This is a genomic window from Amycolatopsis sp. NPDC098790 (assembly GCF_044759945.1).
Classification (GTDB): Bacteria; Actinomycetota; Actinomycetes; order Mycobacteriales; family Pseudonocardiaceae; genus Amycolatopsis.
Map to the genome: position 1 here is coordinate 298078 of NZ_JBIWAI010000008.1, position 26611 is coordinate 324688.

8 protein-coding genes and 1 pseudogene are annotated in these 26611 nt (G+C 73.5%); 8 read left to right on the forward strand and 1 reads right to left on the reverse strand.

Annotation, left to right across the window (positions count from 1 at the left end):
- Positions 1-283 precede the first annotated feature (283 nt).
- Positions 284-1024, reverse strand: coding sequence for a TetR/AcrR family transcriptional regulator (locus tag ACIQWX_RS44880; RefSeq protein ID WP_400884877.1), 741 nt, complete (start codon positions 1022-1024; stop codon positions 284-286).
- A gap of 70 nt (positions 1025-1094) precedes the next feature.
- Here ACIQWX_RS44880 and ACIQWX_RS44885 point away from each other — a divergent pair, with 70 nt between their 5' ends.
- The 8 genes and pseudogenes from ACIQWX_RS44885 (at position 1095) to ACIQWX_RS44920 (ending at position 26492) form a co-directional block, all read left to right on the forward strand.
- Positions 1095-1502 carry a hypothetical protein gene (locus tag ACIQWX_RS44885; protein ID WP_400884879.1) on the forward strand — a complete coding sequence of 136 codons (408 nt, stop codon included), beginning with the start codon at positions 1095-1097 and terminating at the stop codon, positions 1500-1502.
- A 142-nt stretch (positions 1503-1644) separates the two neighbouring features.
- Entirely contained in the window at positions 1645-1878 is a 234-nt protein-coding gene (locus ACIQWX_RS44890) for a hypothetical protein (RefSeq protein WP_400884881.1), read from the forward strand.
- Between the two features lie 14 nt (positions 1879-1892).
- Positions 1893-2651, forward strand: coding sequence for an ABC transporter ATP-binding protein (locus ACIQWX_RS44895; protein ID WP_400884883.1), 759 nt, complete (start codon positions 1893-1895; stop codon positions 2649-2651).
- Positions 2648-5197 (forward strand): ABC transporter permease, encoded by a 2550-nt coding sequence (locus tag ACIQWX_RS44900; protein ID WP_400884885.1) that lies wholly within the window; start codon positions 2648-2650, stop codon positions 5195-5197. Before ACIQWX_RS44895 ends, ACIQWX_RS44900 begins: the two co-directional genes overlap by 4 nt.
- A gap of 97 nt (positions 5198-5294) precedes the next feature.
- Positions 5295-6116, forward strand: coding sequence for a nucleotide disphospho-sugar-binding domain-containing protein (locus tag ACIQWX_RS44905; RefSeq protein WP_400884886.1), 822 nt, complete (start codon positions 5295-5297; stop codon positions 6114-6116).
- 257 nt (positions 6117-6373) lie between these two features.
- A pseudogene (locus ACIQWX_RS44910) lies at positions 6374-11503 on the forward strand (SDR family NAD(P)-dependent oxidoreductase); the annotation flags it as partial.
- 26 nt (positions 11504-11529) lie between these two features.
- Positions 11530-16209: a type I polyketide synthase gene (locus ACIQWX_RS44915; protein WP_400885349.1), complete on the forward strand. Its 4680-nt coding sequence runs from the start codon at positions 11530-11532 to the stop codon at positions 16207-16209.
- Between the two features lie 14 nt (positions 16210-16223).
- Positions 16224-26492, forward strand: coding sequence for an SDR family NAD(P)-dependent oxidoreductase (locus tag ACIQWX_RS44920; protein WP_400884889.1), 10269 nt, complete (start codon positions 16224-16226; stop codon positions 26490-26492).
- Positions 26493-26611 lie beyond the last annotated feature (119 nt).

Consider the following 26611-nt stretch of genomic DNA (forward strand, 5'->3'; position numbering starts at 1 on the left):
GGTCCCCCCCCCCCCCTCCCCCCCGCCCGGGGCGGACCCCCCGGGGCGGCCCCCCCACCCCCCCCCCCCCCGGGGGGTGGTGGGCAAACCAGGGTTACAACCCTGTTTCCCACTCACGACCGGCCGCGGCAGATATGCCAGGGCGGCGCCCCTCCCTCCCCCTCGGGGCGCCGCCCATCCCGCCCGACGAGCAGGCCCGGGCAGGGCCGAAACGACGTGAATGACTCATTCATGTCACCACACGACATGAATGAGTCATTCACGTCATTCGAGCCGCAACCCCTCAAGCGCGGGAGGCGGTCAAGAGCCCCGCGATTCCGGCCAGAACCCGCTCCAACCCGAACTCCACCGAACCCGCCCCCGGGTACTCGCCCCGGGCGGCGAGCGCGGCCAGCCGCGGATAACCCCCATCCACCAGCAACGGCCGCAAAAACGCGCGTACATCCGAAACCCGTGTCGACGAGTCGACGGAATCCGGATCGGCCCGCGCCCGCAACCGATCAGCGGTCGCGCGAGCGAAGTCACCCAGCAGCAACGCGGACCCGAAAGCATCCACATCGGACAGTCCCGCCTCGGCCAGAACCGCCAGCAGCTGCTCGATCCACCGCAGCCGGTGCGGCGTCACCGCACTACCGCGCGACGGCAGGTCCAACAACCACGGCCGGCCCCGGTACCGCTCCAGCGCCGCGTTCACCCACTCCCGCGCCGCACCGCGCCAGTCCGGATCCGGTGACAGCGGGGGCGGCGGCCCGAACCCCGCGTCCCCCAGCAGGACCAGCAGCTCGTCCTTCGACCCGACGTACCGGTACAGCGCGTTGGTGGTCAGCCCGACCGAAGCGGCGATGTTGGGCAGCGACGCCGCCGCCAGGCCGTCGGCGTCGGCGAGCTCGACGGCGGCCGCGACGATCCGGTCCAGGCTGTGCGACGGCTTGGGGCCACGGCGGGGCCGCGGCGCGGCTCCCCACGCCGGGGCCAGCCCGGGCGGCAGGTCCGGACGGTCGTCCGGCTCGGGTTCGATCACCATCTATCGCTCCGCGGTCCGTTTCAGTAAACTGTGCAAGTCTTACACTAATCGGAGCTGGGGGCGAGTGCTTGTGAGCGAGAGCAGCCGGTTCGGGCTGGGCCGGGTCACCGAGCTGGACCGGAAGCTGGCGGCCACCGAGATCGAACACGGCCGAGCGACCGGAGCCTACGACGGCGGGGAGGCCGCCCGGCGGCTCGCCCGCGTCCGGCTGGCCACCAGCCAGGCCGCCCTGCGGGCCGCGGTCGCGGGGATGACCGACTCGGCCGCGCCGGCCGCTCTCGAAGCGGCCCCGCGGATCGCCGGCGCGCTGTGGGCGTTCGTCAGCATCACCAACTTCGTCGTCTGGCTGCTCATCGGGCTGATCGGCGGCCAGTGGGACCCGCTGTGGCTGATCTGGGTCGTGCTCGGCGGCGGCGTCCTGGCGGTCGGTGTCTGGGGGGTTCGGGACTGGGACCGCCGCATGCGCGTCGCCTCCTGACCTGCGGATTGTCCGGTTCGCCCTGCTCGGTCCGCCCCCTAATCGGGGCCACGCTTCCCCGTTCGGCGGTACTGCGCTAAACTGTGTAAGCCTTACACGATTAATCCGACCGTGCGGCCGGACGTCGACAAGGGGGAGATGGATGCCCGAAAGCGCAGGAGGAACCCGGTTCAACGGCGGGCTCGCCCGCCGGGTCGTCACGGTCGTGTGGGCGGTCGTCGGCGGCATCCAGTTCGTGATCTGGCTGCTCATGAGCCTGATCAGCATGTCGTTCAAGGCGCCGTTCTGGCTGTGGACGATCGTCGGCGGCGGGATCGTCCTGGCCGTGTGGTGGTACCTCGACCCGGCGCGCCGCGCCCGGGAAGGATCGGAGTGAACGACGTGCCCACGATGACTTCCGTCGAGTCGCCGGTCCAGCTGGACGCGGTGCACAAGACCTACGGTTCCGGCGAAAGCGCCGTCGAAGCGCTGGCCGGGGTCACCGTCAGCTTCCCGGCCGGCACCTTCACCGCGGTGATGGGCCCGTCGGGCTCCGGCAAGAGCACGCTGCTGCACTGCGCGGCGGGCCTCGACCGGCCGAGCTCCGGCCGCGTGACGCTGGTCGGCACCGACCTCAAGGGCAAGAGCGAGACGAAGCTGACCGAGCTGCGCCGTCAGCACGTCGCCTTCATCTTCCAGTCCTTCAACCTGATGCCGGCGCTGAACGTCGAGCAGAACGTCACCCTGCCGACGCTGCTGGCCGGCCACGAGCCGGACCGCAAGTGGGTCGACGAGGTGATCGCGCGCGTCGGGCTGACCCAGCGCGTCAAGCACCGCCCGGGCGAGCTGTCCGGCGGCCAGCAGCAGCGCGTCGCGATCGCCCGCGCGCTCGCCGGCCGCCCGTCGGTGGTCTTCGCCGACGAGCCGACCGGCGCGCTCGACACGAACACCGCGCTCGAGGTGCTGAACCTGATGCGCGAACTGGTCAGCGCGGGCCAGACCATCGTCATGGTCACCCACGACCCGGTCGCGGCGTCCTTCGCGGACAACGTCCTCTTCCTGGTGGACGGCCAGATCGTGACGCAGATGGCGACGCCCAGCGTCGAAGCCGTCGCGGCGACCCTGGCGCAGCTGGGTGAGCGGGCCAAGCAGGCACGGGGGCAGCGGTGAGTTCGCGGCGGGTGGTGCTCAACCTGGCGCTGGCGAGCCTGCGCTACCGCGCGGCCGCGTCACTCGCGTCGTTCGTCGCGATCCTGATCGGCTGCGGCCTGCTCATCGCGTGCGCCGGGCTGTTCGAGACGGCGATCGTGCTGCAGGCGCAGCCGCAGCGGCTCGCCGCGACGCCGGTCGTGGTCGGCGGTTCGTCGGCGTTCAAGCTGCCGGACGAAGAGTCCGAGGAGGTGCCCTACGCCGAGCGCGCCGGGCTCGCCGCGGACCAGCTCGTCAAGATCGGTGCGGTGCAAGGCGTCCAGCGCGTCGTGCCGGACGTCTCGTTCCCGGCCGTGCTGCTCAAAGACGGCGCGCCCGAGAGCACGTCCGTCCTTTCCGGACACGGCTGGGACTCGGCCGCGCTCGGCGGGTACGTCCTGCGTGACGGCACCCAGCCGCAGGCACCGGGCCAGGTCGTCGTCGACTCGGCCACGGCGGAAGCGACCGGGCTCAAGGCCGGCTCGCCCGTCGACCTCGCGATCGACGGCCGGAAGCTGACCTTCACCGTCGCGGGTGTCGCGGAACCCAGCCAGACCGTCAAGGCGCCGGCGTTCTTCTTCTCTGCGCCGGACGCGCAGCAGTTCTCGCCGCACCAGGGCCGCGCCGACCTCGCCGGGGTGTTCCCGGCCGAGGGCGTGGACGCGGGTGAGCTCGCCGCGCGCGTCGCGGAGCAGGTGCCGGGCGTCAGCGTGCTGACCGGCGACGACCGCGGTTCGGCCGAGTTCCTCGGCGTCGACGGCAGCCGGCTGCCCCTGATCCTGCTGGCCGCGGTGTTCGGCGGCATGGTGCTGGTGGTCATGGCGCTGGTCGTCTCCGCGACGATCAGCCTCACCGTGCGCCAGCGCCAGCAGGAACTCGCGCTGCTGCGGGCCACCGGCGCGACGCCGAAGCAGGTGCACCGGATGGTCGTCGCCGAGACGATGGCCGTCGGCGTGGTCGCCGCGCTGTGCGGTGTGGTCGCGGGCAGCCTGCTCGGCAACCGGATCTTCGACACGAGCATGTCGATCGGCATCGTGCCCGACGAGCTGGTGTTCCAGCAGGACATCATCGCGTTCGGCGCGGGCGTCGTCGCGACGCTCGTGATCGTCTACGCCGCCGCGTGGTTCGCCGCGCTGGCCGCGTCGCGGGCCCGGCCGATCCAGGCGCTGGCCGAGGCCGCGATCCCGGGCGCGAAGGTGAACCCGTTGCGGCGCATGGGAGCCGTGGTCTTCGGGGTCGCGACGGTGCTGCTCGCCGGCACCACGCTGTTCATGCCCGCCGACACCGCCAGCGCGATCGGCGGCCCGGCGGTGCTGACCGGCGCCATCGCGGTGGCCTTGCTGGGCCCGGAAATCATGGCGTACGTGGCGGACCGCTTCGGCCCGTTCGTCCGCCGCGTCGCGGGCCGGGACGCCACGCTCGCGGTGATCAACTCGCGGGCGCGGGCGGTCGCCTTCGCCGCGGTGCTCACGCCGATCACGCTGGCCACGGCCGTCGCGCTCGGCAACGTCTACTCGGAAACGACGGCGCAGAAGGCGCAGATCGCCGCCTACGCCGACCAGTTGAAGGCCGACGCTGTGGTCAGCACCTCGTCCGGCGGGATCGCGCCGGAGGCGCTGGCGCAGATCCGGAGCACGCCGGGCGTCGCGACCGCGTCGCCGCTGGTGACCAGCGCCGGCTGGATCGAGCAGCCTTACGACGGCAACGGCAGCGACCCGCTGCGCCTGCTCGGCGTCGCCGCCGAGGACCAGGGCGGCACGGTGCTCGCCACCGAAGTCACGCAGGGGTCGCTGAAGGACCTCAGGGGTGACTCGGTCGCGTTGCCGGAGGACGTCGCGGACGACCTCGAGCTGAAGGTCGGCGACAAGATCACCATGCGGCTCGGCGACGGGGCGCAGGCGCAGGTCACCGTCGTCGCGCTGCTCGACAGCCCGTCGAGCTACGCGAGCATGGTCCTGCCGGTGGAACTCCTCGCCGCGCACACCACGAGCGGCATGGCTTCGCAGGTGCTCGTGAAGGCGGCCGACGGCGGCGACGTGGTGTCGGGGCTGACCGACCGGCTGAAGGACTGGCCGGGCATCGCGGTCGGCGGCGACGACGCGCTGCTGGAGAGCTTCCAGGCCGGCGCGGACGTCGAGGCGATGATCAACTACCTGCTGGCGGTGCTGGCGATCGCGTACGCGGCGATCGCGGCGGTGAACACCCTCGCCGTCGCCGTATTGGCCCGGCGCCGGGAGTTCGGCGCGCAGCGGCTCGCCGGTGCGGACCGCGGGCAGGTCCGCCGGATGCTGTTCATCGAAGGCGGCATCGTGGCGGTGGCCGGGCTCGTGCTCGGCATCGCGATCTCGTTGTTCACGGTGCTGCCGATGGCGATCAGCACGGGCCAGATCATCCCGTCGGGACCGATCTGGGTGTTCCTCGCGGTCGTGCTCGCGGTGTTCCTGATCATTTGGCCGGTGACGTCGTTGTCCGCGCGGCTGGCGATGCGCAAGAGCCCGATCGAAGCGGTGACTTTACCCGGGCAATGATTGTTCTAGGGGTTCGCGGGCCGGACCGGCGTGGATAGTGTCGAATGCGACTGTCCGCACCGGGCCGGCCCGGTTTCCTTTTTCTGGAGTGGATCCCATGCGCGTACTCCTGGCCGCCGCGTCGTCGCCCGAGCGGCTGCACAACCTGGTCCCGCTCGCGTGGGCGCTGCGGACCGCGGGCCACGACGTGAAGATCGCCGGCGAGCCGTCGTTCGTCGACGAGATCCTGACGACCGGCTGCGTCGCGGCCGACCTCGAGCTGGCGGAGTTCACCGAGCTGTGGCGGCCCGCGGTGGTGGTGTCCGACGCGGCCGTCCCGGCGGGGTCGGAAGCGGTCCGGCTGCGGGGCCCGCTCGACGAGGCCGGCCCGGGTTTCGACACGGTGCCGCCGTCGCTGCGGGACCCCGTCGCCGGCGCCCGCCCGATCCGGCACGTGCCGTACTTCGGGCCGGTCGAGGTGCCGGGGTGGTTGCGGCGCAAGGCGAGGCGCAGCCGGGTGCTGCTGTCGCTGACGGACGCGACCCTGGCCGGCCCGGCGTTCGACGCGGTCGCGGGCCTGGACGCCGAGGTCGTGTGGGCGACGGACCCGGCGAGCATCCCGGCGGGCGTGACGATGCCGCCGAACGTCAGGTTGGTGGACGCGGCACCCCCGGTGGCGGTCCTGCCGACGTGCACGGCGGTCGTCCACGACGGCGACGCTTCGCTCGCCCTTGCGGCAGCGGCGCACGGACTGCCGCAGCTGTCGTTGACGGAGACGCCGATCGGCGCGCGCATCGCCGCGGTGGGAGCCGGGCGGGTGGGGCCGGCCTCGGCCGTGGCCGAGCTGGCCTCGCTGCGAGGGGCGGCGGAGGCGTTGCGGGAAGAGATCGCCGCGCTGCCGGCGCCGCGTGCGGTGGTGGCGGAGCTGACCCGCGCGTAGCAAGTCTCCCGCGGCTTGGTCGTGAGTGAGAAACAGTGTTCTAACCCTGTTTCCCACTCACGAGCCTGCGTGCGTCCGGAGCCGGGTAGGCAAGTGTGGGGGCGGGCGGGGCCGCTAGGGGTGGGTTGGCCCAAAGTCCGTCGGTAGCGTTTTCGGCGTGGCACCTTCCACCCCTTTCGCGGTTAGGTGGTCGATTACGTGAGTACCGTTTTTCCTGCCATTTCCCGGCTGCGCGCCGGAACGGGGGTAATGGCGTGAGCGCCGAAAACGAGCGGAAACTGCTCGACTACCTCAAGCGCGCGACCGCCGACCTGCGCGAGGCCAAGGGTGCCCTGCAGGAGGTCCGGCGGCGCGACACCGAGCCCATCGCGATCGTCGGCATGGACTGCCGCTATCCCGGTGGCGTCGAGAGCCCCGAGGACCTCTGGGAACTCGTCGCTTCCGGCACCGACGGCATCGGCGCCTTCCCCGCCGACCGCGGCTGGCCGCTCGACCGGCTCTACGACCCGGCGGGGGAGAAGCCCGGCACCACCAACACCCGCGAAGGCGGTTTCCTGTACGACGCCGCGGAGTTCGACCCGGAGTTCTTCGGGATCTCGCCCCGCGAGGCGCTGTCCATGGACGCCCAGCAGCGGCTGCTCCTGCAGACGTCGTGGACCGCACTCGAGCGCGCCGGGATCGTGCCCGAAACCTTGCGTGGCAGCAGCACCGGCGTCTTCGCCGGCGTGATGTACCACGACTACCTCGGCCACGCGGCCGCCGGCAGCGTCGTCTCCGGCCGGGTCGCCTACGCGCTCGGGCTGGAAGGTCCGGCCGTCAGCGTCGACACCGCGTGCTCGTCCTCCCTCGTCGCCCTGCACTGGGCCGCGCAGGCGCTGCGCCGCGGTGACTGCTCGCTCGCCCTCGTCGGCGGTGTCACGGTCATGGCCACGCCCGAGACCTTCGTCTACTTCACCGAGCAGCGCGGCCTGTCCGACGACGGCCGTTGCAAGGCCTTCGCCGCCGGTGCCGACGGCACGGGCTGGGGCGAGGGCGTCGGTGTCCTCGTCGTCGAGCGCCTTTCCGATGCCCAGCGCCTCGGCCACGACGTCCTCGCCGTCGTGCGCGGCAGCGCGGTCAACTCCGACGGTGCCTCCAGCGGCCTGACCGTCCCCAATGGACCCGCGCAGCAACGCGTGATCCGCCAGGCGCTCGCCACCGCCGGTCTGTCCACTTCGGACGTCGACCTCGTCGAAGGCCACGGCACCGGCACGAAGCTGGGTGACCCGATCGAGGCGCAGGCCCTGCTCGCCACCTACGGCCAGGACCGGGGCGAGCAGCCGCTGTGGCTCGGCTCGCTCAAGTCCAACATCGGGCACACCCAGGCCGCGGCCGGCGTCGGCGGCGTGATCAAGGTCGTGCAGGCCATCCGGCACGGCGTGCTGCCGAAGACCCTGCACGTCGACACGCCGTCGCCGCACGTCGACTGGTCGGCCGGCGCCGTCGAGCTGCTCACCGAGGCCCGCGACTGGCCCGACGCCGACCGGCCCCGCCGCGGCGCGGTGTCGTCGTTCGGCATCAGCGGCACCAACGCCCACGTCATCATCGAGCAGGCCGAACCCGCGGAAGAAGAACCCGCTGCGGCGAGCGTTCCCGTGGTCGCGTGGCCGATCTCGGCCGACACCGCGGACGCCCTCGCCGCCCAGGCACAGCAGCTCGTCGATCACCCCGGAGACCTGGCGGACATCGGGTTCTCGCTGGCCGCAACGCGTTCGACGCTCGATCACCGCGCTGTCGTGGTCGGCTCGACGGCCGACGACCTGCGTGCCGGCCTGACCGCCCTGGCGAACAACGAAGACGCCCCGAACGTCGTCCGCGACCGCCGCGGCACCGGCCGGACGGCCTTCCTCTTCACCGGTCAGGGCGCCCAGCGCGCCGGCATGGGCCGCGAGCTGGCGAAGTACCCGGTGTTCGCCGAGGCCCTCGACGCCGCGTGCACCCGCCTCGGCCTCGACCGCGCGGTCTTCGACGACGCCGATGCCCTGGCGCAGACCGGGTCCACGCAGCCCGCGTTGTTCGCGTTCGAGGTCGCGCTCTACCGGCTCCTCGAGTCGTGGGGCCTGAAGCCCGACCACCTGCTCGGCCACTCGATCGGCGAACTGGCCGCGGCGCACGTCGCCGGCGTCCTCTCACTCGACGACGCCTGCACGCTGGTCGCCGCCCGCGCCCGGCTCATGCAGGCCCTGCCCGCGGGCGGGGCGATGGTCGCCATCCCGGCCACCGAGGCCGAAGTGACCCCGCTGCTGACCGACGGCGTGAGCATCGCCGCCGTCAACGGCCCGGCCTCGCTGGTCGTCTCGGGTGCCGAAGACGCCGTCGAAGCCGTCGCCGCGCACTTCGAGCGCGCCAAGAAGCTGCGCGTCTCGCACGCCTTCCACTCGCCGCTGATGGAGCCGATGCTGGCCGAGTTCGCGGCCGTGGCGAGGAAGCTCACCTACGCCAAGCCCGAGATCCCGATCGCGTCCACTGTGGACACGGGCGCCGACCTGACCTCACCGGAGTACTGGGTGGAGCAGGTCCGCGCGACCGTCCGGTTCGCCGACGGCGTCCGCGCCCTCGCCGAGGACGGCGTCCGGACGTTCCTCGAGATCGGTCCGGCCCCGGTCCTGACCGCCGCCGCGAGCACCGCGCTGGACGACGACACCCGGGAATTCGTCCCCTCCGTGCGGCCGGACCGCGACGAGGCCCAGTCCGTCGTCACGGCGGTCGCCACCCTGCACGCCCGCGGGATTCCCGTGGACTGGCAGGCGTTCTACGCCGGCGCGCGACGCGTCGAGGTGCCGACGTACGCGTTCCGCCGCACCCGCTACTGGCTGCCCGCCACGACCGCGACCGGCGACGCCGGCGACCACGGCCAGCAGGCCGCCGCCCACCCGATGCTCAGTGCCGTCGTCCGGGTGCCGGAGACCGACACGGTCGTCCTCACCGGCCGCCTGTCGACGGACACCGTGCCGTGGCTGGCCGACCACGTCGTGCTCGGCACGGTCCTGGTGCCCGGCACCGCGTTCGTCGAGCTGGCCCGCGCCGCCGCCGACGAGATCGGCTACGCCGGGCTCGACGAGCTGACGCTGCACGCTCCGCTCGCCCTGACCACGGGTGCGGCACTCCAGGTCACCCTCGAATCCGAAGAGGACGGCCGCCGCCGGTTGACCGTCCACTCGCGACCCGACGGCGACGACGCGTGGATCCGCCACGCCGAAGGATTCATCACGGCCGAGGCGGCCGCGCCGGCGTTCGACCTCACCGAATGGCCGCCCGCCGGCGCCACCGAGGTCACCCTGGCGGACCCGTACGCGCAGCTCGCGGACCTGGGTTACGACTACGGCCCGGCGTTCCAGGGCCTGCGCGCGATGTGGCGGCACGGCGACGACGTCTACGCGGAGGTCGAGGTCTCGGAAGACGCTCGCGACTACGGCCTGCACCCGGCGCTGTTCGACGCCGCTATGCACGCCCAGCTGCTCGGCCCCGCGCCCGAGGACGGCGACGCGAAGCCGATGCTGCCGTTCGCGTTCAGCGGCACGACCTGGCACGCCGCCGGAACCGGCGCCGTCCGCGTCCACGTGTCGCCGACCGGCCCGGACACCATCACGCTGCGGATCGCCGACACCACCGGACTCCCGGTGCTGACGGTCGATTCCCTGGCCGCACGGCCGATCTCCCTCGACAAGCTGGCCCCGAGCTCACTCTTCCGCATCACCTGGGAACCCGCTACCGGCACCGAAGCCATCAAAGCGACCGTCCTGGAAGTGTCCACTCCGGACGGTTCCGTTCCGGAACGGGCCCGCGCGGCCACCCGCCAGGTACTCGCCGCCATCCGGGCCGCCGACGACCGCTTGGCCGTCGTGACCAGTGGCGCGGTGTCGGTGAACGGGGAAGACGTCGACCCGGCCCTCGCGACGGTGTGGGGCCTGGTCCGCGCGGCGGAAGCCGAGAACCCGGGCCGGTTCGTGCTCATCGACGGCGACGACGTCGAAGCTGCCTTGGCGACCGGCGAGCCCGAGGTCGCCGTCCGCGAGGGGAAGGCGTACGTCCCGCGCCTGGTCGCGGCGACGCCGTCCGGCGAGCTGGGCTGGAACCCCGACGGCACGGTCCTGATCACCGGCGGCACGGGCGGGCTCGGCGCGGTCGTCGCGAAGCACCTGGTGACGAACCACGGCGTCCGGCACCTGCTGCTCTCCAGCCGCCGCGGCGCCGACGCCCCCGGGGCGGCCGACCTGCGCGACGAGCTGACACGGCTCGGCGCCGAGGTGACCATCGCGAGCTGCGACGTCACCGACCGAGCGTCCGTCGCGAAGCTGGTCGACGGCGTCCCGCTGACCGCTGTGGTGCACGCCGCGGGCATCCCGTCCGCCGGCCGCGTCGAGAACCTCACCGACGACGAGCTCGACCGCGTCTTCGCCCCGAAGGTCGACGGCGCCTGGCACCTGCACGAGCTGACCGGGAACCTGGACGCGTTCGTCCTGTTCTCCTCGGCCGCGAGCACCGTGCTGGCCGCCGGCCAGGCCGGGTACGCCGCGGCCAACGCGTTCCTCGACGAACTGGCCCGGCACCGCCACGCCCACGGTCTCCCGGCGACCTCCCTCGATTGGGGCGCGTGGGCCGATGACGGCGGTATGGCCGGCGAGCTGACCGAACCCGACTTCCGCCGTCTCCGCCGCCTCGGCACCCCGCCGATGGCGACCGCGGATGCCCTGGCGCTGTTCGACGCGTGCCTGGTCGCCGACGACGCCGTGCTCGCGCCGGTCAAGCTGGACCTCGCGGCCCTGCGGTCCCGCGCGGACTCGCTGCCGCCGGTGTTGCGTGGCATGGTCCGGCAGGCACCCCGCCGCACGGCCGCGAAGACCGACGGCGCCGTCGCGGCCCGACTGGCCGCGCTGCCGGAGTCCGAGCGCGAGGCGTACCTCCTCGAGGTCGTCTCCGGGCAGGTCAAGGCCGTGCTGGGCCTCGGGTTCGTCGAGCCGGAGCGCGCGTTCCAGGAGATGGGCTTCGACTCGCTGACGTCGGTCGAGCTGCGCAACCAGCTGGGCGCCCTGACCGGCCTGAAGCTGACGGCGACGATCGTGTTCGACCACCCGACCCCGGCGGCGCTGGCCAAGCGGCTGCACGCGTTGCTGGGCCCGGCCCGCGGCGCGGCGGACTCCCTGCTGGCCGAGATCGACCGCCTGGAAGCGCTTCTCGCGGGAGCGGGATCGCTGAACGGTTCGACGGCGAAGGTGACGGCCCGCCTGGACGCGTTGCTGCGCAAGTGGACCGAGGCGAACACGGGCACGACCGAGGCCGCCGACCTGGACGAAGCCACCGACGACGAGCTTTTTGCCGTGCTGGACGAGGAATTGGGCATCTCATGAGCAACGAGGACAAGCTCCGCGACTACCTGAAGCGCGCGACGGCGGACCTGCAGGCGGCCCGGCGCCGGGTGCAGGAGCTGGAGACCCGCCAGACCGAGCCCATCGCCATCATCGGCATGAGCTGCCGCTACCCCGGGGGCGTCCGGACGCCGGACGACCTGTGGGACCTGGTCGACCAGGGGCGGGACGTCATCGGGGAGTTCCCCGCCGACCGCGGGTGGGACCTCGAAGGCATCTACGACCCCACCCCCGACCGGCCCGGCAAGACCTACACGCGCCACGGCGGTTTCCTCTACGACGCCCCGGGGTTCGACGCCGAGTTCTTCGGCATCAGCCCGCGTGACGCCCGCCGGTCCGACCCACAGCAGCGGATCCTCCTCGAAGCCTCGTGGGAGGCCTTCGAGCGCGCCGGGCTCGACCCGCACTCGCTCAAGGGCAGCCCGACCGGGGTCTACGCCGGCGTCATGTACCACGACTACAGCGGCGGCAGCCCCGACGGCAGCCTCGTCTCCGGCCAGGTTTCCTACACCCTCGGCCTCGAAGGGCCGTCGGTTTCGGTCGACACCGCGTGCTCGTCTTCGCTGGTCGCGCTGCACATGGCCGCCCAGGGCCTGCGTGACGGCGACTGCTCCCTCGCGCTCGCCAGCGGCGTCGCCGTGATGGGCACGCCCGAGATGTTCGTCGACTTCAGCGGGCGGCGTGGCCTGAGCGCCGACGGCCGCAGCAAGTCCTTTTCGGACGACGCCGACGGGACGTCGTGGGCCGAAGGTGTCGGCGTTCTCGTGCTGGAGAAGCTGTCCGACGCGCGCCGCAACGGGCACCGCGTCCTCGCGCTCCTGCGCGGCTCCGCGATCAACCAGGACGGCGCCAGCAACGGCTTCTCCGCGCCGAACGGGCCCTCGCAGGTCCGCGTGATCGAGGCAGCGCTGGCCGACGCCGGGTTGTCGCGGTCCGATGTGGACCTCGTCGAGGCGCACGGCACCGGCACCGCGCTCGGCGACCCGATCGAAGCGCAGTCGCTGATGGAGACCTACGGCCAGCGCACCACGGGCGAGCCGCTGCTGCTCGGCTCGATCAAGTCCAACATGGGCCACCCGCAGGCCGCGGCGGGTGTCGCCGGCGTCATCAAGATGGTGCAGGCACTGCGCCACGGCAAGGCGCCGCGCACCCTGCACGTCGGCACGCCCTCGACGCACGTCGACTGGACCGCGGGCGCGGTCGAGCTGCTGACCGAGCCGCGTGACTGGCCCGAGGTCGGCCGGCCGCGCCGGGCCGCCGTGTCGTCGTTCGGCGTCAGCGGCACCAACGCGCACGTCATCCTGGAGCAGGCACCCGAGAGCGACGCCGTCGAGCCGCCGCTGCCCGCGGTGCACCCGCTGGTCCTGTCGGCCAAGACCCCGGCCGCGCTCGCCGAGACCGCGGCGCAGCTCGCGTCCCGTGTGGACGGCAACCTCGTCGACGTCGCCCACACCCTCGCCACCGGTCGCGCGCAGCTCGACCACCGCGCGGTGGTCCTCTCGACGGACGCCAAGCAGGCCTTGGAGACGCTGGCCGCGGGCGGCTCGCGCCCCGACGTCGTCACCGGGATCGCCGACGTCCGCGGCAAGACCGTGTTCGTCTTCCCCGGCCAGGGCTCCCAGTGGACCGGCATGGCGACCGAGCTGCTGACGCAGTCGCCGGCGTTCGCCGCCCGGATGGCCGAGTGCGACGCCGCGCTGGCCGAGTTCACCGGCTGGTCGGTCATCGACGTCCTGCACGGCGAGCCGGGCACCCCGCCCGCCGACCGGGTCGACGTCGTCCAGCCGATGCTGTGGGCCGTGATGGTCTCGCTGGCCGCGCTGTGGCGCGCGCACGGCGTCGAACCGGACATGGTGATCGGCCATTCGCAGGGCGAGATCGCCGCGGCGAGCGTTTCCGGCGCACTGTCCCTTCAGGATGGTGCTCGCGTGGTCGCGCTGCGCAGCAAAGCGATCGGAGACGTCCTCGGCGGCCGCGGCGGTGGCATGCTCGCCGCCGGCCTGCCCGCCGCCGAGCTGCTGACCCGCCTCGACACCTGGGGCGGCCGGATCTCCCTGGCCGCCGACAACGGTGCTACCTCGGCCGTGCTGTCCGGCGACGGCGAGGCCCTCGACGAGCTGCGCGACCAGCTCGTCGCCGAGGGGTTCCGCGCCAAGCGCGTCCCGGTGGACTACGCCTCGCACTCGGCGCACGTCGAGCACCTGGCCGACCGCCTGCTCGCCGACCTCGGCCCGATCACGCCGGGCGCCGGCAGCGTCGCGATGACGTCCACGGTCACCGAGGAACCGGGCGCCACCATGGACGCCCGGTACTGGTTCACGAACCTGCGCACGACGGTCCGGTTCGCCCCGGTCGTCGCGAAGCTCGCCGAGGCGGGCTACACGCGGTTCGTCGAGGTCAGCCCGCACCCGGTGCTGGCCATGAGCATCCAGGAGACCCTCGACGAGGGCGGCCACAGCGGGTCCGTCGCCGGTACCTTGCGCCGTGACGAAGGCGGCATGACGCGGTTCGCGACGTCGCTGGCCGAGTACTCGGTCCGCGGCGGTGCGGCCGACTGGGCGTCGCTGGTGCCCGGCGGCCGGATCGCCGACCTGCCGACGTACCCGTTCCAGCACAAGCGCTTCTGGATCGAAGAGGAAACCGCCCCGGCTGCACCCGTACAGGGGGCCGATCAGGACTTCTGGCAGGACGTCACCAGCGGCGACGTCGACGGGCTCGCCGCCCGGCTCGGCGTCGAGGTGAACCCCCTGGCCGACATCGTCCCGGCGCTCGCGGCCTGGCACGGGCGGCGGACCCAGTTGTCCACTGTGGAGTCCTGGCGCTACCGCGTGTCCTGGGCGTCGGTGGCCGTGACGGGCGGGCTGACCGGCACCTGGCTGGTCGTCGTCCCGGCCGACGTCCCCGAGGCGGCCGAACTGGCCGACGCGCTCGCCGAGCAGGGCGAGGTCGTCCGGGTGATCGCGACGGCCGACCGCGAAGCCCTCAACGATCTGCTCACCGAAGCCACCGCGCTGCGGCCGTTCGACGGCGTGCTGTCGCTGCTCGCCCTCGACACCCGCGAGCACCCGGAGCACCCCGCCCTCAGCACCGCGGTCGCCGCCACCATCGCCTTGCTGCAGGCTTTGCGCGACACCGGCGTCGACGCTCCCGCCTGGGTCGTCACCCGCGGCGCGGTCGCGGTGGACGCCTTTTCCGACGCCGACCCGGCCGCCGCGGCGGTCTGGGGCCTCGGCACGGTCGCCGCGCTCGACCAGCCCGCCACCTGGGGTGGCCTGGTCGACGTCGACGGTCCCGCCGACGCGGCCCGCCTCGGCGCGATCGTGTCCGGTGTGGACGGTGAGGACCAGGTCGCGGTCCGGCCGTCGGGCGTGTTCGCCCGGCGCATGGTCCACGCCCCGCTGACCGGCACCGCCGACGAGTGGCAGCCACGCGGGACCGTCCTCGTCACCGGCGGCACGGGCGCGGTCGGCGCGCACGTCGCCCGCTGGCTGGCCGGTCGCGGCGCCGACAAGATCGTGCTCACCAGCCGTCGGGGGATCGACGCCGAGGGTGCGCGCGAGCTGGCCGAAGAGCTGGGCGCGACCGTGGTGGCCTGCGACGTCTCCGACCGGGAACAGCTGGCGGCCCTGCTGGCCGAGCACCCGCCGACGGCTGTCGTGCACGCGGCCGGTGTGCTCACCGCCGAGTCGCCGCTGACCGAAGTCACACCCGCCGAGTTCGCCGCGGCCACGAGGGCCAAGGTCACCGGCGCCACGCTGCTCGACGAGCTGCTCGGCGACACCGAGCTGGACGCCTTCGTGCTGATGTCCTCCGGGGCCGCGGTGTGGGGCACCTCGGGTCAGCCCGCGTATGCCGCGGGCAACGCCTACCTCGACGCCCTCGCCCGCCGCCGCCGCGCCGCGGGCCGCACCGCGACCGCGATCGCCTGGGGTTCCTGGGGTGGCGGGGGCATGGTCGACGCCGAGGCGAGCGACCTGCTGCGCCGCATGGGGCTGGCCGAGATGGCGCCGGAACTGGCCGTCGAAGCACTGGGCCAGGCGCTCGACCGCGACGAGACCCACCTGGTCGTCGCCGACATCGACTGGGCCGCGTTCGCGCCGGTCTACCAGCTCGCGCGCCCGCGGCCGCTGCTGCGCGCGCTGCCCGAGGTCGCCGAGGACAAGACGGAAACCCCGGCGGACAACGGAGACCTCCAGGCGAAGCTCGCCTCGCTCACGCCCGCCGAACAGAGGCGGACGCTGCTGGAGCTGGTCCGCGGCGAGGTCGCCGTGGTCGCCGGCTACGACGGCGGCTCGGCGGTCGAACCCGCCCGCGCCTTCAAGGAGCTGGGCTTCGACTCGGTCACCGCCGTCGACCTCCGCAACCGGCTCGGCGCGGCCACCGGCCTGAAGCTGCCGGCGACCGTCGCGTTCGACCACGTCAACCCCCAGGCGCTCGCCGAGCACCTGTGGACCCAGCTGGGCGGCGGCGAGGCCGCGGTCCCCCTGGAAGTCGAACTCGATCGGCTGGAAGGCATCGCGTCCACTTTGGACGCCGCCGAGATCGACCGGTCCCGGATCGTCGCCCGGCTGCAGGCGATGGTCACCACGCTGCACAAGACCCTGTCCGGTACGAAGAGCACCGAAGTGCTGGAGACCGCGACCACGGATGAGCTGTTCGCCCTCATCGACAACGAGCTCGGCGCCTGAGAGGTATCCCCACGATGACTGACGAAAGCAAGCTGGTCGACTACCTGAAGCGGGTGACCGCCACCCTGCAGGAGACGCGGGAGCGGCTGCGCGAGGTCGAGGCCGCCGACGCCGAGCCGATCGCCATCGTCGCGATGGGCTGCCGGTACCCGGGCGACGTCCGCTCTCCCGAAGACCTGTGGGAGCTGGTGGCGCAGGGCCGGGACGCGATCGGGCCGTTCCCGACCGACCGCGGCTGGGGCCTGGACAGCATGTTCGACGCCGACCCCGACAGCCCGGGCACGAGCTACGTGAGCGAGGGCGGCTTCATCCACGACGTCGCCCAGTTCGACGCGCCCTTCTTCGGCATCTCGCCGCGCGAGGCGCTCGCCATGGACCCGCAGCAGCGGCTCACGCTGGAGCTGGCGTGGGAGACCTTCGAACGCGCGGGCATCGCGCCGCACTCGCTGGCCAAGCAGCAGGTCGGCGTCTTCCTCGGCAGCGGCGACCAGGACTACTACGACGAGCTGCCGCCGGCGGTGCTCGCCGGCGAGGTCCAGGACTACCTGAGCACCGGCAACGCCGGCTCGGTCATCTCCGGCCGGATCGCCTACGCGCTGGGCCTGGAGGGCCCGGCCATCACCATCGACACGGCCTGCTCGTCGTCGCTGGTCGCGCTGCACCTGGCTGTGCAGGCATTGCGGCAGCGTGACTGCGCGCTGGCGCTCGCCGGCGGCGTGATGGTGATGTCGCGGCCCGGCCCGTTCGTCGCGTTCAGCCGCCAGCGCGGTCTCGCCGCCGACGGCCGCTGCAAGCCGTTCTCCGACAGCGCCGACGGCACCGGCTGGGCCGAGGGCGCGGGCACGCTCCTGCTGGAGCGGCTGTCCGACGCGCGCCGCAACGGCCACCAGGTCCTCGCCGTCGTGCGCGGCACCGCGGTCAACTCCGACGGCGCGTCCAACGGCCTCACCGCGCCCAACGGCCCGTCCCAGCAGCGCGTCATCCGCCAGGCACTGGCGAACGCGCAGCTGTCGGCGTCCGATGTGGACGCCGTCGAGGGGCACGGCACCGGCACCACACTCGGCGACCCGATCGAGGCGCAGGCCCTGCTCGCCACCTACGGCCAGGACCGCGACCGCCCGCTCTGGCTCGGCTCGATCAAGTCGAACATCGGCCACGCCCAGGGCGCGGCCGGTGTCGGCGGGGTGATCAAGATGGTGCAGGCGCTGCGCAACGGCCTGCTGCCGAAGACCTTGCACGTCACCGAGCCGAGCACCGAGGTCGACTGGACCGCCGGGAACGTCTCGCTGTTGACGGAGGAGCGTCCCTGGCCGGCGGGGGAGAAGCCGCGCCGCGCCGGCGTCTCGTCGTTCGGCGTCAGCGGGACCAACGCGCACGTGATCGTCGAAGAGGCGCCGGCGGTCGAGGTCGAGGAGACCACGCCGAACTGGCCTGCGGAAGTGCCGGTCCCATGGCCCCTCGCCGGGCACGGTTCCGCCGCCCTGAAGGCACAGGCGTCTCGACTGCTGTCCGTTGTGGACGGTGTGTCCCCGCTCGACCTCGGCTTCTCGCTGGCGACGTCCCGCTCGCCGCTGTCCCACCGCGCGGTGGTGCTCGACGGCAAAGCGGGTCTCACGGCGCTGGCGGTCGGCGAACTGGTCGCCGGCTCGCCCGTCGAAGGTCTCACCGCCTTCCTGTTCTCGGGTCAGGGCGCGCAGCGCGCGGGCATGGGGGCCGAGCTGGCCGCCGCGTTCCCGGTGTTCGCCACCGCGCTGGACGAGGTCTGCGCGGAGCTGGACCAGCATCTCGACCGTCCATTGAAGACAGTCGTCTTCGACAAGCCGCGCCTGATCAACCAGACCGGCTACACCCAGCCCGCGCTGTTCGCGATCGAGGTCGCGCTGTTCCGGCTGCTGTCCTCGTGGGGCGTCAAGCCCGACTTCCTGCTCGGCCACTCGGTCGGTGAGCTGGCGGCCGCGCACGTCGCCGGGGTGCTGTCCCTGGCCGACGCGGCGAAGCTCGTCGCCGCCCGCGCCAAGCTGATGCAGGCGCTCCCGACCGGGGGCGCGATGGTCGCGCTGCAGGCCACCGAGGACGAGGTCACGCCGCACCTGACCGACGGCGTCAGCATCGCCGCCATCAACGGCCCGGACTCCGTGGTGCTCTCCGGCACCGAGGACGCGGTCACCGCCGTGGTCGGGCAGTTCGAGGGCCGCAAGTCCTCGAAGCTCAAGGTGTCGCACGCGTTCCACTCGCCGCTGATGGAGCCGATGCTGGCCGAGTTCGGCGAAGTGGCCCGCACGCTCACCTACGCCCAGCCCGAAATCCCGCTGGTGTCCAACGTTTCCGGCGCGCTCGCCGGGCCCGAGGTCGCCACGGCGGAGTACTGGGTCTCGCACGTCCGCGCGGCCGTCCGGTTCCACGACGGCCTCACCGCGCTGAGCGACCAGGGTGTCTCGCGGTTCGTCGAGGTCGGCCCGGACGGCGTCCTGTCCGCGCTCGCCCGGCAGAGCTTCGACGCCGTGGTCGTGCCGGTCCTGCGCAAGGACCGTCCCGAGCCCGCCACCGCGCTCACCGCGCTGGCCGAGCTGTACGTCAGCGGCCTGGCCCCGGACTGGGCCGCGGTCTTCGAGGGCCGCGGCGCCCGGCGCGTCGAGCTGCCGACGTACGCCTTCCAGCGCAAGCGCTACTGGATCGACGCCCGCGCCAACCGCGACGAGGTGTCCGCCGCCGGCCTCACCTCCGCCGGCCACCCGCTGCTCGGCGCGGCCGTCGCGCTCGCCGACACCGACGGCGTCGTCCTCACCGGCCGCCTCTCCCTCGAGACGCACGCGTGGCTCGACGAGCACCGCCTCGGCGACGTCGCCACCGTGCCCGGCACGGCGTTTCTGGAGCTGGCGATCCGCGCCGGCGACCAGGTCGGCTGCGGCCGCATCGAGGAACTGACGCTCGGCAGCCCCCTGGTCGTCCCGGACCGCGGTGGCGTCCAGGTGCAGGTCACGGTCGGGGCCGCGGGGGAGAACGGCGTCCGCGCCGTCGGCGTCCACTCGCGGCTCGAGGACACCGACGACCCGTGGACGGCGCACGCCGACGGCACCGTCGCCCCGCAGACGCACCGCGGGACCGAGCTGACCGAATGGCCGCCGGCGGGCGCCGAGCCCGTCGCGATCGACGGTCTCTACGACGACTTCGCCGGCACCGGCCTCACCTACGGCCCGCTGTTCCGCTCGCTGCGCGCGGTGTGGAGCCGGGGTCGTGAGGTTTACGCCGAGGTCGCGCTGCCCGAGGACAGCGACGCCGAGCGCTTCGGCCTGCACCCGGCCGCGCTCGACGCCTGCACGCACGCCCTGCGCGTCGCGGGCGGGGGAGACGGCGGAGTCGGCCGCGTCCCGTTCTGCTGGACGGGCGTCGAACTGCACGCGACCGGCGCTTCGGCACTGCGGGTGAAGTTCACGCCGACCACCGAGGACGGTTTCGCGGTCGCCCTCGCCGACAGCACGGGCGCGCCGGTCGCCACGGTCGCCGAGACCGTGTTCCGCGCGTTCTCGACGCCGATCGCGACCGAAGCCCCGCTGTACCGGGTCGAGTGGCAGCGGATTCCCGCCGAGTCCACTGTGGACGCGTCGGCCGTCGAGATCTTCGAGTGCACGGGCAGCGAAACCCACGAGCTGACCCACCGCGTGCTAGGCGCGCTGCAGAACTGGCTCGCCGGGGAGCACCCGGAGGACGCGCGTCTGGTCGTCGTCACCCGCGGGGCCGTCGCGGCGGCCGGGGGCGTCACCGACCTCGCTGCTTCCGCCGCCTGGGGCCTCGTGCGCTCGGCGCAGGAGGAGAACCCGGACACGTTCGTGCTCCTGGACCTGGATGCGGAAAGCACCGCGGCCGAAGTCCTTCCGCAGGTCCTCGCCACCGGCGAGGCGCAGGCCGCCGTCCGCTTCGGGGCGGTCCTCGCCCCGCGGCTGGTCCGCGCGGCGGCGGGCGCCGAGCCGGCGTACTTCCACCCGGGCGGCACGGTGCTGGTCACCGGCGCGTCCGGCGCGATCGGCGGCGCGCTCGTCCGGCACCTGGCCGAGAAGCACGACGTCCGGCGGTTCCTGCTGGTCAGCCGCCGCAGCACGCCCGCGCTGGAGAGCCTGGGCGCCGACTTGGGCGTGCACGTCGACATCGCGCTCTGCGACGTCGCCGACCCCGCCGCCCTGGCCGGAGTCCTGGCCGGGATCCCCGCCGAGCACCCGCTCACGTCGGTGGTGCACGCCGCCGGCGTCCTCGACGACGGCGTCGTCACGGCCCTCACGCCCGAGCGCCTCGACACCGTGCTGCGGCCCAAGGTCGACGGCGCGCTGAACCTGCACGAGCTCACCCGCGACACCGCGCTCTCGGCGTTCGTGCTGTTCTCGTCCGTCTCCGGCGTGCTGGGCGCGCCGGGCCAGGGCGGGTACGCCGCCGCGAACGCGTTCCTCGACGGCCTCGCCGCCCACCGCGTCGCCCGCGGCCTGCCCGCGTTGTCCCTGGACTGGGGCCTGTGGGGCGAAGTCGGCGGCATGGGCGGCACCTTGACCGAGGCCGAGGTCGCGCGCCTGGCCTCGGGCGGCATCGTGCCACTGTCCACTTCGGACGCGCTCGACCTGTTCGACCGCGCGCTGTCTTCCCGCCAGGCCGCCGTCGTCCCGGTCAAGCTCGACCTGCCGGCGTTGCGGAAGCTGGACCGGATCCCGAAGACCCTGGAGGAACTCACCGGACGGCCCACCCGGCGCGTCGCGGCGAGTGCGTCCGCGGCCGCCGAGGACTCGTTCGCCGCCCGCGTCCGCGCCCTGCCGGAGGCCGACCGGGCCGACGCCGTGCTCGACCTGGTCCGCGGGCACGCGGCCACCGTCCTCGGCTACGGCGGCGGGCACGAGATCGAGCCGGCCGCGCAGTTCCAGTCGCTCGGCTTCGACTCGCTCACCGCGATCGAGCTGCGCAACGGCCTCACCGCGGCGACCGGGCAGCGCCTGCCCGCGACGCTGATCTTCGACCACCCGACGCCGTCCGCGCTGGCCACGCACCTGCTCACCGAGCTGACCGGCGGGGCCGACCAAATCGTCACCACGGCGTCCAAGGCGTCCGACGAGCCCATCGCGATCGTCGGCATGGCCTGCCGGCTGCCCGGCGGGGTCACCTCGCCCGAGCAGCTGTGGGAGCTCGTCGCCGGTGGCCGCGACGCCATCGGCGACTTCCCGGCCGACCGCGGCTGGGACGTCGACGGCCTGCTCGACCCGACCGGCCGCCGCCCCGGCACGACGTACGTCGCCCGCGGCGGGTTCGTCCACGACGCCGGCGACTTCGACGCCACCTTCTTCGGTGTCTCGCCGAAGGAAGCCCCGGCCATCGACCCGCAGCAGCGGCTGCTGCTGGAGGCCTGCTGGGAGGCGCTCGAGCGCGCGGGCATCGACCCGACCTCGCTCAAGGGCAGCCCGACCGGCGTCTACGCGGGCGTCCAGTACCACGACTACGTGGGCGCGAACAGCGCCGGCTCGATCGTCACCGGCCGGGTGTCCTACACGCTCGGCCTGGAGGGCCCGGCGGTCAGCGTCGACACGGCGTGCTCGTCTTCGCTGGTCGCGATGCACATGGCCGCCCAGGCCCTGCGCGGCGGCGACTGCTCGCTGGCACTGGCCGGCGGCGTGACCGTGATGGCGACGCCGGAGACGTTCGTCGAGTTCAGCCGCCAGAAGGGCCTGGCCGCCGACGGCCGCTGCAAGGTGTTCTCCGACGACGCCGACGGCACCACCTGGTCCGAAGGCGTCGGCGTGCTGGTGCTGGAGCGGCTGTCCGAGGCCCGCCGCCTCGGCCACCCGGTGCTCGCGGTGCTCAAGGGCAGCGCGGTCAACCAGGACGGCACGTCCAACGGCCTCACCGCCCCCAACGGCCCCGCGCAGCAGCGCGTGATCCGGGCGGCGCTGGCCGACGCCGGCATCACCGCGGCCGACGTCGACGCCGTCGAGGCGCACGGCACCGGCACGAAGCTGGGCGACCCGATCGAGGTCCAGGCGCTGCTGGCCACCTACGGCAAGGAAACCTCGGCCGACCGTCCACTGTGGATCGGCTCGGTCAAGTCGAACCTCGGCCACACCCAAGCAGCGGCCGGCGCGGCCGGGGTCATCAAGATGGTGATGGCCATGCGCCAGGGCGAGCTGCCCGCGACGCTGCACGTCGGCCGCCCGTCGAGTGAGATCGACTGGTCGTCCGGCGCGGTCCGCGCGCTGGTCGAGCCGGTGAAGTGGCTGCCCAACGGGCACACCCGCCGGGCCGGCGTCTCCTCCTTCGGTGTGAGCGGCACCAACGCCCACGTGATCCTGGAGGAGGGTGACCGCCGCGAGGTGACCGGCGGCGGGCACGACCACGACGGTCCCGTCGCGTGGCCGGTGTCCGGCCGCGGCGCGGCGGCGTTGCGCGCACAGGCCGAGCAGCTCATGTCCTATGTGGACGAGGACCCGGAGGGCAGCCTCGCCGACATCGGGTACTCGCTGGCCACCACGCGCAGCGCGTTCGACCGCCGTGCGGTGCTGATCGGGCAGCGGTCGCCGCAGTTCGTCCGCGGTCTCGCCGCGCTGGTCGACGAAGAGGAGGCTCGCGGGGTCGTCAGCGGCATCGCCAGCGCGGGCGGACGCACGGCGTTCCTGTTCGCCGGCCAGGGTTCGCAGCGTGCCGGCATGGGTGCGCGGCTGGCCGAGCAGTTCCCGGCGTTCGCGGCCGCGTACGACGAGGTCTGCGCGGAAGTGGACCGGCACCTCGACCGCCCGATCCGCTCGGTCGCCGAGGAACTGGACGAGACCCGCTACACCCAGCCCGCGCTGTTCGCGCTGGAAGTCGCGCTGTTCCGGCTGGTGCGGTCGTGGGGTGTCAAGCCGGACGTCCTCATCGGTCACTCGATCGGCGAGATCGCCGCGGCCCATTGCGCCGGCGTACTTTCCTTGGCGGACGCGGCGAAGCTGGTGGTCGCCCGCGGTGCGTTGATGCAGGCGCTGCCGACCGGCGGCGCGATGGTGGCGATCGAAGCGACGCCGGCGGAAGTCCGCGACGACAGCGTCGACATCGCCGCGGTCAACGGGCCGAACTCCGTCGTGATCTCGGGGGCGGCCGACGCCGTGGCCGCGGTGGCGGCGAAGTTCGAGCGCACCAAGCAGCTGAAGGTGTCGCACGCGTTCCACTCCCGCCTGATGGAGCCGATGCTCGACGAGTTCCGCGCGATCGCCGCGGAGCTGACCTACGCGTCGCCGCGGATCCCGGTCGTCTCGACGGTCGCCGAGGACGCCGACCTGACCTCGCCGGAGTACTGGGTCCAGCAGGTGCGCGAAGGCGTCCGGTTCGCCGACGCGGTCACCCGCGCCGCGGCCGAGGGCGTCAACCGGTTCCTGGAACTGGGCCCGGACACCACGCTCGCCGCGATGACCGCCGGCTGCCTCGACGAGCGGCCGGAAGTCCTCGCTTCGCTGCTGCACAAGGAGAACGACGAAGCCGTCGCCGCCTTGACCGGCATCGCGCAGCTGCACGTCAGCGGCGTCGACGTCGACTGGGCCGCGGTGTACGAGCCCACCGGCGCCCGGCCGGTCGCGGTGCCGACGTACCCGTTCCAGCGGCAGCGCTTCTGGCTGGAGAGCACCACCGGCTCGGTGAGCCAGGAGGACCACCCGCTGCTCGGATCGGCCCTCGAACTGGCCGGTGCCGACGGCCTGCTGTTCTCCGGCCGGCTCTCCGTGGGCACGCACCCGTGGCTGGCCGACCACGTCGTCGGCGGCGCGATCCTGTTCCCCGGCACCGGGTTCGTCGAGATGGCGATCCGCGCCGGCGACGAGGCTGGCTGCCCGCGGCTGGACGAGCTGACCCTCGAGTACCCGCTGGTCGTGCCGGAGCGCACCGGCGTCCGCGTCCAGTTCGCCCTCGACGCCCCCGGCGCCGACGGCACCCGCGCGTTCAGCGTCCACTCGCGACCCGAGGGCGCGAGCGGCGCGTGGACGCGGCACGCCACCGGCAAGCTCGCCAAGGCAGGCCAGAAGGCGAACTTCGACCTGACGGCCTGGCCGCCCGCCGGCGCCGAGCAGGTCAACCTCGAAGGCACGTACGAGGAACTCGCGGCCGACGGGCTGGCCTACGGTCCGGCGTTCCGCGGGCTCGTCGCGGCCTGGAAGCGCGAGGGCGAGGCGTTCGCCGAGATCCGGCTCCCGGCTTCGGTGTCCGATGTGGACCGGTACGGCGTCCACCCGGCCGTGCTCGACGCGGCACTGCACACCATCGGCGTCTCCGGCGCCGCGGGCAGCGAACCCGCCCTGCCGTTCGCGTGGGAAGGCGTGCGCCTGCACGCCGTCGGCGCGACGACGCTGCGGGTCCACGTCCGCCCGGCGGGCACCGGCGCGGTCTCGCTGGACGTCGCCGACGGTGCCGGCGCGCCGGTCGCTTCGGTGGAGTCCCTGCTGCTGCGCCCGATGTCCGCCGTTCCGCAGGCCGCGCCCACCGGGGGCGGCGACACGCTGTTCCGGGTCGCCTGGGAACCCACCGAGCTCGACGCCGTCGCCGAGGTCACCGACTGGTCGGTGCTGGGCGCGGACGCCTTCGGTCTCACGGAAGCGTTGGGTGCCAAGGCGGACGCGACCGGCCCGGCGGTGCTGCCGGTCGGCGGCGGCGACCTCCACACCGAACTGAACCGCGTGCTCGGCCTGCTGCAGTCCTGGCTGGCCGGCTCCGGGGAGTCGCTGATCGTCGTGACCCGCGGTGCGGTGGCGACCGAGGCAGAGGAGAACCCCGACCCGGTCGGGGCCGCGGTGGCCGGCCTGGTCCGCTCGGCGCAGGCCGAGCACCCGGACCGGATCACCCTCGTCGACCTCGGCGCGGGTACCCCGGCGGGCCGGACGCTCGCCGCGGTGGCGGCCTCCGACGAGCCGCAGGTCGCCCTGCGGGCCGGCGCGGTGCTGGTGCCGCGGCTGGCCAAGGCGGCCGACGCGGTCGCGGCCCCGGTGTGGGACGCCGAAGGCACGGTCCTGGTCACCGGCGCCACCGGCGCGCTCGGCTCGGCCGTGGCGAAGCACCTGGTCGCCGAGCACGGCGTGCGCAACCTGCTGCTGGTCAGCCGCCGGGGCGCCGACGCCCCGGGAGCGGCCGAGCTGGCCACGCTCGACGCGAACGTCACCATCGCCGCGTGCGACGTCGCCGACCGCGACGCCGTGTCGGCCCTGCTGGCCGGGATCCCGGCGGAGGCGCCGTTGCGGGCCGTGGTGCACGCGGCCGGCGTCCTCGACGACGGCGTCCTGACGTCGCTGACGCCGTCCCGGCTGGACACCGTGTTGCGGCCCAAGGCCGACGCGGCGTCCGTGCTCGACGAACTGACCCGGGACGCCGACCTCACGGCGTTCGTGCTCTTCTCCTCGGCCGCCGGCGTCCTCGGCGCACCGGGGCAGGGCAGCTACGCCGCGGCCAACGCGTTCCTCGACGCGCTGGCGGCCCGGCGCCGGACCGACGGCCTGGCGGGCACCTCGCTGGCGTGGGGCCTGTGGGCCGGCGGCATGGGCGAGGCACTGGAAGACGCGGACGCCCACCGCATCGGCGAGACCGGCATCACCGCACTGTCCACTGAGGACGGATTGGCGCTGCTGGACTCCGCGGCCGGCGGTGCGGAGGCACTGCTGGTGCCGATCGCGCTGGACACCCGCGTGCTGGCGTCGTCGGGCGACGACGACCTGCCCGCCGTCCTGCGCGGCCTGGCCGGCACCCCCGGCCGCCGTGCGGCCCAGGACGCGGTCGAGGACACCGAGTCGCTGGCGAAGAAGCTGGCGGGCCTGCCGGTGGCCAAGCGCGTCCCGACCGTGCTGACGCTGGTCCGCACGCACGCGGCGACGCTGCTCGGCCACGCCGGGCCGGAGGCGGTGGAACCGGACCGCTCGTTCAACGAGGTCGGCTTCGATTCGCTGTCCGCCACCGGGTTCCGCAACAAGCTCAGCCTCGTCACCGGCCTGAAGCTGCCGGTGAGCCTGATCTTCGACTACCCGACCCCGCGGGTCCTCGCCGAGCACCTGGTCGGCGAACTGGCCCCGGCCGAGGTCGAGGTGGCCGAGGAAGCCGTTACGGAACAAGGGGTTCGCGACGCGCTGGCGGGCATCCCGCTGGAGAAGCTGCGTGCCGCCGGGCTCCTGGACGGGCTGCTGGAGCTGGCGGGCGTCCGCCTGCCGGAGGAAGACACCGCGGAGCCGGAAGCCGTCGAAGAGGCCACGATCGACGACCTCGACACCGACGCGCTGATCAGCATGGCGATCGGCGGTGGTGACGACGACTAGTCGACCCCTATTCCGGCCCGCCCCGGCCATTATTGCCGCCGTAGACGCGGCTATGGCCCACTGGTGGGGAGAGTTTCCCGTGCTTCACGACGATCTTGACCCGAACGAGGAGAGGTAAC